Annotated in this window: 12 protein-coding genes; all 12 read left to right on the top strand. The window is 69.1% G+C overall.

The features are described 5' to 3' along the window. On the top strand, positions 1 to 915 hold a 915-nt coding region (locus VFM98_RS05515), incomplete at its 5' end, for an AMP-binding protein (protein WP_325108896.1). Beyond that, on the top strand, positions 912 to 1,697 hold the full coding sequence (locus tag VFM98_RS05520; protein WP_325108897.1) for an SDR family NAD(P)-dependent oxidoreductase: 786 nt from the start codon (positions 912 to 914) through the stop codon (positions 1,695 to 1,697). The genes VFM98_RS05515 and VFM98_RS05520, both read left to right, overlap by 4 nt. Positions 1,698 to 1,722: 25 nt before the next feature. Further along, complete coding sequence (locus VFM98_RS05525) at positions 1,723 to 2,859, top strand: ABC transporter substrate-binding protein (protein WP_325108898.1); 1,137 nt, start codon at positions 1,723 to 1,725, stop codon at positions 2,857 to 2,859. A 74-nt stretch (positions 2,860 to 2,933) separates the two neighbouring features. Then, positions 2,934 to 3,971 (top strand): branched-chain amino acid ABC transporter permease, encoded by a 1,038-nt coding sequence (locus tag VFM98_RS05530; RefSeq protein ID WP_325108899.1) that lies wholly within the window; start codon positions 2,934 to 2,936, stop codon positions 3,969 to 3,971. Next, positions 3,972 to 5,795 (top strand): ABC transporter permease subunit, encoded by a 1,824-nt coding sequence (locus tag VFM98_RS05535; protein WP_414708988.1) that lies wholly within the window; start codon positions 3,972 to 3,974, stop codon positions 5,793 to 5,795. Continuing rightward, the gene (locus VFM98_RS05540) at positions 5,795 to 6,532 is read left to right on the top strand and encodes an ABC transporter ATP-binding protein (RefSeq protein ID WP_325108900.1); all 738 of its coding nucleotides are present in this window, start codon (positions 5,795 to 5,797) and stop codon (positions 6,530 to 6,532) included. Before VFM98_RS05535 ends, VFM98_RS05540 begins: the two co-directional genes overlap by 1 nt. A 4-nt stretch (positions 6,533 to 6,536) precedes the next feature. Then, on the top strand, positions 6,537 to 7,040 hold the full coding sequence (locus tag VFM98_RS05545) for a MarR family transcriptional regulator (protein ID WP_325108901.1): 504 nt from the start codon (positions 6,537 to 6,539) through the stop codon (positions 7,038 to 7,040). A gap of 99 nt (positions 7,041 to 7,139) precedes the next feature. After that, entirely contained in the window at positions 7,140 to 7,460 is a 321-nt protein-coding gene (locus VFM98_RS05550; RefSeq protein WP_325108902.1) for a winged helix-turn-helix transcriptional regulator, read from the top strand. Next, a complete protein-coding gene (locus VFM98_RS05555; protein WP_325108903.1) occupies positions 7,460 to 8,626 on the top strand; it encodes a fumarylacetoacetate hydrolase family protein in 1,167 nt (388 codons plus the stop codon). Before VFM98_RS05550 ends, VFM98_RS05555 begins: the two co-directional genes overlap by 1 nt. A gap of 20 nt (positions 8,627 to 8,646) precedes the next feature. Continuing rightward, positions 8,647 to 8,997 (top strand): FKBP-type peptidyl-prolyl cis-trans isomerase, encoded by a 351-nt coding sequence (locus VFM98_RS05560; protein ID WP_325108904.1) that lies wholly within the window; start codon positions 8,647 to 8,649, stop codon positions 8,995 to 8,997. Between the two features lie 201 nt (positions 8,998 to 9,198). Continuing rightward, positions 9,199 to 9,783, top strand: coding sequence for a nucleotide exchange factor GrpE (grpE, locus tag VFM98_RS05565; protein WP_325108905.1), 585 nt, complete (start codon positions 9,199 to 9,201; stop codon positions 9,781 to 9,783). A gap of 91 nt (positions 9,784 to 9,874) precedes the next feature. After that, on the top strand, positions 9,875 to 10,657 hold a 783-nt coding region (locus VFM98_RS05570), incomplete at its 3' end, for an Hsp70 family protein (RefSeq protein WP_325108906.1).

Below are 10,657 nucleotides of genomic sequence, written 5' to 3' on the forward strand. Positions count from 1 at the left end.
GGCTTCGAAGCCATCGCCCACGCGATGAAGGCCGACCCGGTGCTGCGCCGCACGCTGCTGTCGCGCGTGCGCATGTTCTTCTACTCGGGCGCCGCGCTGGCGCAGCCGATCTGGGACCTGCTGCACGAGGTGCAGGAGCAGGAGATCGGCGAGCGCATCGTGATGGGCACCGGCCTGGGCATGACGGAGTCGGCGCCCTTCGCGGTCTTCGTGACCAACCCCGACGTGCGCTCCGGCCACGTCGGCCTGCCCACCGTGGGCATGGAACTGAAGCTGGTGCCCATCGACGGCAAGACCGAGATCCGCTACAAAGGCCCCAACGTCACCCCCGGCTACTGGCGCAATCCGGAGGCCAGCCGGGAATCCTTCGACGAGGAAGGTTTCTTCTGCACCGGCGATGCCGTGCTCTGGATCGACGAGCACTGCCCGGACCTCGGCCTGAGGTTCGACGGCCGCATCGCCGAGGACTTCAAGCTGGCCACCGGCACCTTCGTGAGCGTCGGTCCGCTGCGGGCGAAGATCATCGCCGCCGGCGCGCCCTACGTGCAGGACGCCGTGATCACCGGGCTGAACCGCAACGAGGTCGGCGCCCTGCTCTTCCCGACCGCCAAGGTCCGCAACCTGGCGCCGCACCTCGCGGCCGACGCGCCGCTCAAGGAAGTGCTGCAAAGCGCCGCCGTGCAGGACCATTTCCAGGACGTGGTGGACGCGCTGGCGCACGAGGCCACCGGCAGCGCCAACCGCGTGGCGCGCCTGTACCTGCTGGACGAGCCGCCATCCATCGACCGCGGCGAGGTCACCGACAAGGGCTCGATCAACCAGCGCGCCGTGCTGAAGCACCGCGACGCGCTGGTGCAGGCCCTGCACGAAGACCGGCTGCCCTTCACGCTGCAACCGCGCAAGGAGAACGCATGAACATCCAGGGACAGGCCGCGCTCGTCACCGGCGGCGCATCGGGCCTGGGCGAAGCCACGGCGCGCGAGCTCGCGCGCCTGGGCGCCAAGGTCGCCGTGCTGGACGTGAACCTCGCGCAGGCGCAGCAGGTCGCGGAGTCGATCGGCGAGCAATATGGAAGCGGCTGCGCCGTGGCGTGCCAGTGCGACATCACGAACACGGAGAGCCTGCAGGCCGCGCTGGCGCAGGCCGCCGAGCGCCATGGCCCGGCGCGCATCCTGATGAACATCGCCGGCATCGGCACCGCCAAGCGCGTGGTGCAGAAGGACGGCAGCCCGGCGCCGCTGGAAGACTTCGCACGGGTGGTCAACATCAACCTGGTCGGCAGCTACAACGCGAGCCGCCTGTTCGCCGCCGCCTGCGCGAAGCTGGAGCCGCTGGCGGACGGCGAACGCGGCGTGATGGTCTTCACCGCCTCGGTGGCCGCCTTCGACGGCCAGGTCGGCCAGCAGGCCTACAGCGCCTCCAAGGGCGGCCTGGTGGGCATGACGCTGCCGATGGCGCGCGACCTCGCGCAGCATGGCATCCGCGTCTGCACCATCGCGCCCGGCCTGTTCGCCACGCCGCTGATGCAGCAGCTGCCGGAGCCGGTGCAGGAGTCGCTCGCCAAGTCGATTCCCTTCCCGCCGCGCCTGGGCAAGCCGGAGGAGTTCGCGCAGCTGGCCTGCCACATCGTGACCAACACCCACCTCAATGGCGAGGTGATCCGCCTCGATGGCGCGCTGCGCATGGCGCCGCGCTGAAGTAGTTCAACCCTGGAGACAAGAAATGAAGCTCGTACGCTCCCTGATCGCCGCTGCCGTCGCGCTCACCGCCGCCGCCAGCGCCCTCGCCGACATCAACATCGGTGTCTCGATCTCGATGACGGGCCCCGGCTCGGGCCTCGGCATCCCGACGCAGAACCAGCTGAAGCAGTTCCCCAAGGAGATCGGCGGCGAGAAGGTGAACCTGATCATCCTCGACGACGCCTCCGACCCGGGCAAGGGCGTGAGCAACACGCGCCGCCTGATCACGGAGGACAAGGTCGACGTGATCTTCGGCTCCGTGCTGACGCCGGTGGCGGCTGCCATGGCGCCCGTCGCCGCCGAGAACAAGGTGATGCAGATCGCCGCCTCCCCGGTCGGCGTGCCGCCCGGCCAGGACCACTGGCTGTTCCGCCTGCCGCAAGGCAACGACGTCATGGCGCACGCGATGTTCGAGCACATGAAGAAGCAAGGCGTCAAGACGATCGGCTTCATCGGCTACACCGACGCGTACGGCGAGCTGTGGCTGAAGGCGGCGCAGGCCGAGGCCGAGAAGAACGGCATGAAGATCGTGGCCGTGGAGCGCTTCGCGCGCACCGACACCAGCGTCACCGCGCAGGCGCTGAAGCTGACCGCCGCCAAGCCGGACGCGATGCTGATCGTCGCCACCGGCTCCGGCGCCGCGATGCCGGAAAAGGGCATCGTGGAGCGCGGCTACAAGGGCAAGCTGTACCAGACGCACGCGGCGGCCACGCCCGACCTGGTGCGCATCGGCGGCAAGGACGTCGAGGGCACCTTCGTCGTCTCCGGCCCGGCGGTGGTCGCCGAGCAGCTGCCCGACAACCATCCGTCCAAGAAGCAGGCGATCGACTTCGTCACCAAGTACGAGAAGGCCAACGGGCCCGGTTCGCGCAACCAGTTCGCGGCCCACGCCTACGACTTCCAGATCGTGATGGAGAAGATCATCCCGGTGGCGCTGAAGAAGGCCAAGCCGGGCACGCCGGAGTTCCGCGCCGCGCTGCGTGACGCCATGGAAGGCATGGGCCGCACGGTGTTCTCGCACGGCGTGATGAACTGGACCAAGGACGACCACTGGGGCTACACCAAGGAAACCGGTGTGATGCTGCAGGTCAAGGACGGCAAGTTCGTCGTCGCGCAGTAAGGAATGGTGGGGCGTTGAGCGTTCGGCGTTGAGCGTCGAGCCGCTCGACGCCCGACGCTCAACGCTCAACCCCAATGGACTTCTCCATCGCCAGCATCCTCGCGCTGGACGGCCTGACCAATGGCGCGGTGTATGCGCTGCTCGCGCTGGCCACCGTGCTCGTGTTCGCCGTCACGCGCGTGATCTTCATCCCGCAGGGCGAGTTCGTCGCCTTCGGCGCGCTGACGCTGGCGCTGTTCCAGGCCGGCCAGGTGCCGGGCACCGTCTGGTTCCTGCTGGCGCTGGCCGTCGCCGCCGCACTCTCGGATGTCGTGAACGGCTGGCGCCATCACCAACCGGTGCGGCGCGTCGCGCTGCAGGTGCTGCGCACGCTCGCCTGGCCGGTGCTCGCCTCGGCGATCGCGATCTGGGCCGCCCCGCGCGGCCTGCCGCTGGCGGTGCAGGCATTGCTCACGATGGCGCTGGTGACGCCCTTCGGCTCGCTGATCTACCGCCTCGCCTACGAATCGCTGGCCGACGCTTCGGTGCTGGTGCTGCTGATCGTCTCGGTGGGGGTGCACTTCGCCCTGGTGGGACTCGGCCTGTTCTTCTTCGGCGCCGAGGGCTTCCGCAACCCGAGCTTCTGGGACGAGCGCTTCTCCGCCGGCGCGCTCACCCTCAGCGGCCAGACCATCATCATCTTCTTCGCCTCGCTGGCGCTGATCGTGCTGCTGTACCTGTTCTTCGAGCGCACGCTCACCGGCAAGGCGCTGCGCGCCACGGCGGTGAACCGCGCGGGCGCCCGCCTCATGGGCATCTCCTCCAGCGGCGCCGGCCGCCTGGCCTTCATGATGGCGGCGCTGATCGGCGCGCTCTCGGGCCTGCTGATCGGCCCCACCACGACCATCTTCTACGACAGCGGCTTCCTGATCGGCCTCAAGGGCTTCGTCGCCGCCGTGTTCGGCGGGCTGGCGAGCTACCCCATGGCGCTGGTCGGCGCGCTGGGCGTGGGCCTGCTGGAAAGCTTCGGTTCCTTCTGGGCCAGCGCCTTCAAGGAGGTGATCGTGTTCTCCTCCATCCTGCCGGTGCTGCTGTGGCGCTCGCTGGCCGATCCGCATTCGGAGGAGCACTAGATGGCACGCGTGCTGACCGAGGTCACCGAGGTGCCGGCGCCGGCAACGCGCCGCCGCATCGGCATCCGCCGCATCGCCTTCCCGCTGTTCGCGGCGGCGATGCTGGTGTTGCCGGCGCTGCCCGTGCCGGATTTCTGGATCGCGCAGAGCAACTACATCGGCCTCTATGCGCTGGTGGCGCTGGGCCTGGTGCTGCTCACCGGCGTGGCCGGCCTCACCTCCTTCGGCCAAGCCGCCTTCGTCGGCGTCGGCGCCTACACCGCCGCCTTCCTCACGGTGAAGCTGGCCGCCTCGCCCTGGCTCGCGCTGCTGCTCGGGGTGGGCATCGCGGTCGTCGTGGCCCTGGCGCTGGGCGCGATCACGCTGCGCATGTCGGGGCACTACCTGCCGCTCGCCACCATCGCCTGGGGCCTGGTGCTGTACTACTCCATGGGCAACATGGAGTTCCTGGGCAAGTACGACGGCATCCTCGGCGTACCCACCCTCCGGATCTTCGGCCTCGACCTCGGCACCGGCCGCGGGCTGCACGTGCTGATCTGGGTCATCGCCCTGCTCGCGGCCTGGGGCTGCGCCAACCTGCTCGATTCGCGCCCCGGCCGTGCGATCCGCGCGCTGAAGGGCGGCGCCACCATGGCGGAGGCAATGGGCATCTCCACCTTCCGCCACAAGCTGCTGGTGTTCGTGCTGGCCGCCGTGCTGGCCGCGATCTCGGGCTGGCTGTTCGCGTTCTTCCAGCGCACCGTGAGCCCGAGCCCGTTCAATCTGGGCAAGGGCATCGAATACCTGTTCATGGCGGTGCTCGGGGGCGTGTCGCACGTCTGGGGGGCCTTCCTCGGCGCCGCCGTCGTGAAGCTCACCGAAGACCAGCTGCAGGTGCTGCTGCCCAAGCTGATCGGCACCAGCGGCAACTTCGAGACCATCGTGTTCGGCATCGTGCTGGTGGTGGTGCTGAAGTACGCGCCCGACGGCCTGTGGACCTTCGTGATCCGCCGCCTGCCGCGCGCCGACCGCCGGCGCGACTGGGATGCGAGCGCGCCGCTGCCGGCGCGCCCCAAGCCCGCCCGCGGCGAGCCGCTGCTGCAGGTGGAGGCGGTGCGCAAGCAGTTCGGCGGCCTCACCGCCGTCAACGACGTGAGTTTCGAGATCCGCGCCGGTGACATCGTCGGCCTGATCGGCCCCAACGGCGCCGGCAAGTCGACCACCTTCAACCTGATCACCGGCGTGCTGTCGCTCAGTGCCGGCCAGGTGCGCTGGCGCGGCGAGACGATCGGCGGCCTGCCCTCGCGCGCGATCGCGCGGCGCGGCATCTCGCGCACCTTCCAGCACGTGAAGATGATCCCCGAGATGACCGTGCTGGAGAACGTGGCGCTGGGCGGCTACCTGCGCGGATCCAGCGGCAGCGTGCGCGCCATGCTGCGCCTGGATCGCGAGGAGGAGCGGCGCCTGTTCGCCGAGGCCGAGCGCCAGCTCGCGCGCATCGGCATGGCCGACCGCATGCACGAACTCGCGGGCAACCTCGCGCTCGGCCCGCAGCGCCTGATGGAGATCGCGCGCGCCCTGTGCACGGACCCCGCGCTGCTGCTGCTCGACGAGCCGGCAGCGGGCCTGCGCCACAAGGAAAAGCAGGCGCTGGCCGACGTGCTGCGCCAGTTGAAGGGCGAAGGCATGAGCCTGCTGCTGGTGGAACACGACATGGAATTCGTCATGGGCCTCACCGACCGCATCGTGGTGATGGAGTTCGGCACCAAGCTGATGGAGGGCACGCCGGCCGAAGTGCAGGCCAGCCCGCAAGTGCGCGCGGCGTACCTCGGGACGGAGCACTGATGGCCGACGCCCTGCTCCAGGTCCAAGGCCTGCATGCCGGCTACGGCCGCGCCGAGGTGCTCGCCGGCCTCGATTTCGAGCTGGCGCGTGGCCAGGTCGTGACCGTGATCGGCCCCAACGGCGCCGGCAAGTCCACCACCCTGAACGCCCTCATGGGCCTGCTGCCCGCGCGCGGCCGGATCGTGTTCGACGGCCAGGACATCGCCGACACCACGCTCGAAGAGCGCGTGATGATGGGGCTGGCGCTGGTGCCCGAGAAGCGCGAGCTGTTCGGCACCATGCCGGTGGAGGACAACCTGGTCCTCGGCGGCTTCCGGCCCATGAAGCTGGGCGTGCCGGACTGGAAGCGCGGCCTGGAGCGCGTGTACGGCCTGTTCCCGCGCCTGAAGGAAAGGCGCACGCAGCTGGCGGGCACGCTCTCCGGCGGCGAGCGCCAGATGCTGGCCGTGGGCCGCGCGCTGATGGCGCAGCCCAAGCTGCTGATGCTGGACGAGCCGAGCCTGGGCCTGGCGCCGCTGGTGGTGCGCGAGATCTTCCAGACCATCGCCCGCCTGCGCAGCGAGGGCGTTTCCATCCTGCTGGTGGAACAGAACGCCCGCGCCGCGCTGGAAGTGGCGGACCACGGCTACGTGCTGGAAACCGGCGAGATCAGCCTGCAGGGCCCGGCCGCGCAACTGGCCGGCGACCCGCGCGTGATCGAGACCTACCTCGGCGCCACCCGCGCGCAGGCCGCCTGAGGCCATGCGCCCGTCCCCCGCTTCCTCCGCACGCAACGGCAACGGCAACGGTAACGGCGGCACGGCGCCGGCCGTGGCCGAGATCGACACCGGCTTCCTCGAGACCCTGATCGGCTACAACGCGCGCCGCGCGGCGCTGGCGGTGATCGACGTGTTTCTCGAGCGCATGGCACCCTACGGCCTGCGGCCGGTGGACTTCTCGGTGCTCTCGCTGGTGGCCCACAACCCCGGCATCACCTCGCGCCAGCTCTGTGCCACGCTGGGCATCCTGCCGCCCAACCTGGTGGGCATGGTCAACGCGCTGGAGAAGCGCGAACTGCTGTCGCGCCTGCCCCACCCCCGCGACGGCCGCGCCATGGGCCTGCACCTGACGCCCGCGGGACAGAAGCTGGTGCGCGACGCGGAGAAGACCGCCGCCGCGCTGGAAGCCGAAGTGGGCGCACGCCTGACGCCTTCCGAGCTGCAGACGCTCATCCGCCTGCTCAAGAAGGTCTACAAGGACTGCTGAAGAACGTGGTGCGGGATTGACGGCTGCTATTGTTTGCATAGCAGGTCCTGCGTACACTCGCATGCCCGCCGTCCCCGCGGCGCAGGAGCCCCCGCGCGAATGAGTTCCAAGGAGAATGCCGCAATCGGCCAGCTGCTCGCGCTGCTGGAGGCGCGCTATGCCATGCGCGTGCTGTGGGCCCTGCGCGACGGCCATCCGCAGACCTTCCGCCTGCTGCAGGACAGCGTGGGCGGCATCACGCCCAACACGCTCAACACCCGCATCAAGGAGTTGCGCGAGGCGGGCCTGATGCTGCACACGGGCGACGGGTACAGTGTGACTGCCTCCGGCGCGGACCTGCTGAAGCGCCTCGCCGACCTGCAGCCCTTTGCCGCGCGCTGGGCCACCGCCCAGGCCAAGAAGAAACTTCCGCCAAGCTGATGCAAGACTTCCTCAAAGCGACGCTGCCCGCCGATGCGCAGCAGGCCACCCTGGTGGGCCGGGTCTGGATCGAAGGCCAGGGTGCCGTGCTGGTGCGCGCCGACGACCAGGCGCTGTACGACCTGTCGCAGCTCGCGCCCACCTGCAGCGCGCTGCTGGAGCTGCCCGATCCGGCCGCGGCCGTGCGCGCGCATCCGGCGCCGCGCATCGCATCGCTGCACGACGTGCTCGCCAACAGCTCCGCCGACGCGCGGGTGGACGAAGCCCCGTGGCTGCTGGCGCCCTGCGACCTGCAGGCGATCAAGGCCTCGGGCGTGACCTTCGTCGCCTCGATGCTGGAGCGCGTGATCGAGGAGCAGGCGCGCGGCAATCCGGCGCTGGCCGAATCGGTGCGCAAGGAAGTGGTGGCCGTGATCGGCGACGACCTGTCCAAGGTGCGGCCCGGCTCGCCCGAGGCGATGCGGCTGAAGGAGGTGCTGGTCGCGCGCAAGCTCTGGTCGCAGTACCTCGAAGTCGGCATCGGGCCCGACGCCGAGATCTTCACCAAGTCGCAGCCCATGAGCGCGGTGGGCACCGGCGCCGAGATCGGCATCCATCCGAAGAGCGAGTGGAACAATCCCGAGCCCGAGATCGTGCTGGTGGTCAACAGCCGCGGCGAGACGGTGGGCGCCACGCTCGGCAACGACGTCAACCTGCGCGACTTCGAGGGCCGCAGCGCCCTGCTCCTGGGCAAGGCCAAGGACAACAATGCCAGCTGCGCGATCGGACCTTTCATCCGCCTGTTCGACGCCCAGTTCGGCATCGACGAAGTGCGGCAGGCCGAGCTCGCCATGCAGGTGATCGGACCGGAGGGCTTCCGGCTCGCGGGGTCGAGCAACATCTCGATGATCAGCCGCGATCCGCTCGATCTCGTCGAGCATGCGATCGGGCCCAACCACCAGTACCCGGACGGGCTGGTGCTCTTCATCGGCACCATGTTCGCGCCCACGCAGGACCGCCACGGCCCCGGGCTCGGCTTCACGCACGTGGTGGGCGACCTCGTGGCCATCACGACGCCGGCGCTCGGTACACTGGTGAACCGCGTCAACACCAGCGACCGCATCGAGCCCTGGCGCTACGGCGCCGGCGCCCTGATGCGCGACCTGGCGCGCCGCGGCCTCCTCTGAACTCCCCACGAAAGAAGAACATGATCACCACCCCCAGCGGCCTGCAGTACGAAGACGAACTCGTGGGCGGCGGCCCCGAGGCCCGGTCCGGCCAGGACGTGCGCGTGCACTACACCGGCTGGCTTTACAACAACGGCGTGCAGGGCGCGAAGTTCGATTCGAGCCGCGACCGCAACGACCCCTTCGAGTTCTCGCTCGGCGCCGGCATGGTGATCAAGGGCTGGGACGAAGGCGTGGCCGGCATGAAGGTGGGCGGCAAGCGCACCCTGGTCATCCCGCCGCAACTGGGCTACGGCGCCCGCGGCGCCGGCGGCGTGATCCCGCCCAACGCGACGCTGAAGTTCGACGTGGAGCTGCTGGAGACGCGCTGAGCGTTCTTCCCGCAAGCGCTGGGGTTCGGCCTTCGGCGCTCACCACCAGCCTACCGAACCCCGACTGTCCCCTTGGGCCGGCACACCGCTGCCGGAAAGACCGCCGAGTACCTCGGCTTTTTTCCGTGGGGCTGCCTTGAAAACCCCCGCCGCGCCCCAAGTTCCCACCCGTCCAGTCAGAAAACAAAGCCTTTTTTCGCCATGTCCGAGAAGAACATGCCATCCGAGGGCGAACAGCCCGCCGCCACGGCACCCGCTCCCGACCCGGCCGCCAACGACGCGGCCAACGGCAACGGCACCTCCACCCAGCCCCTCTCCGCCGAAGACGCCGACTGGCAGGAGCAGGTCGCCAAGCTCAGTGCCAAGAACGCCGAGCTGGCCGACCAGTTCCTGCGCGCGCAGGCCGAGATGCAGAACGTGCGCCGCCGGGCCGAGGACGAGATCGCCAAGGCGCGCAAGTTCGCCATCGAGAGCTTCGCCGAGAGCCTGCTGCCGGTGTGCGACAGCCTCGAAGCCGGCCTGGCACACCAGGGCGGCACGGTGGAACAGATCCGCGAAGGCAGCGAAGCCACGCTGCGCCAGCTCAAAGGCGCCCTCGAGCGCAACAAGGTGGTCCAGATCGAGCCCGCCCCCGGCACGAAATTCGACCCCAACCTGCACCAGGCCATCTCGGTGGTGCCGGCCGACCAGGAGCCCAACACGGTGGTGACCGTGCTGCAGAAGGGCTATTCCATTGCCGACCGCATCCTGCGCCCCGCCCTCGTGACGGTGGCGGCAGCCAAGTGACGCGGCCTTGAATCCGTAACAGTTATCCACAACTACCGCACAGACTGATTCGCAAGCCCCCGAGGCGCCGAACAGACAAGGAGAAAGAGCAATGGGAAAGATCATCGGCATTGACCTGGGCACCACCAACTCGTGCGTTGCCATCATGGAAGGCAACAACGTCAGGGTCATCGAGAATTCCGAGGGCGCGCGCACGACGCCCTCCATCGTCGCGTACCAGGAAGACGGCGAGATCCTGGTCGGCGCTTCCGCCAAGCGCCAGGCCGTCACCAACCCCAAGCACACCTTCTATGCCGTCAAGCGGCTGATCGGCCGCAAGTTCACCGAGAAGGAAGTGCAGAAGGACATCGACCTGATGCCCTACAAGATCGTGGCCGCCGACAACGGCGACGCCTGGGTCGAGGAGCGCGGCAAGAAGCTGGCGCCGCCGCAGATTTCCGCCGAAGTGCTGCGCAAGATGAAGAAGACCGCCGAGGACTATCTCGGCGAGGATGTGACCGAGGCCGTGATCACGGTGCCGGCCTACTTCAACGACTCGCAGCGCCAGGCCACCAAGGACGCCGGCCGGATCGCCGGGCTCGACGTGAAGCGCATCATCAACGAGCCCACCGCCGCGGCGCTGGCCTTCGGCCTGGACAAGCACGGCAAGGGTGACCGCAAGATCGCCGTGTACGACCTGGGCGGCGGCACCTTCGACATCTCGATCATCGAGATCGCCGACGTCGAAGGCGAGAAGCAGTTCGAAGTGCTGTCCACCAACGGCGACACCTTCCTCGGCGGCGAGGACTTCGACCAGCGCATCATCGACTACATCGTCACCGAGTTCCGCAAGGAACAGGGCGTCGACCTGACGAAGGACGTGCTCGCCCTGCAG

Source organism: Ramlibacter sp. (genome assembly GCF_035706265.1).
GTDB lineage: Bacteria > Pseudomonadota > Gammaproteobacteria > Burkholderiales > Burkholderiaceae_C > Ramlibacter.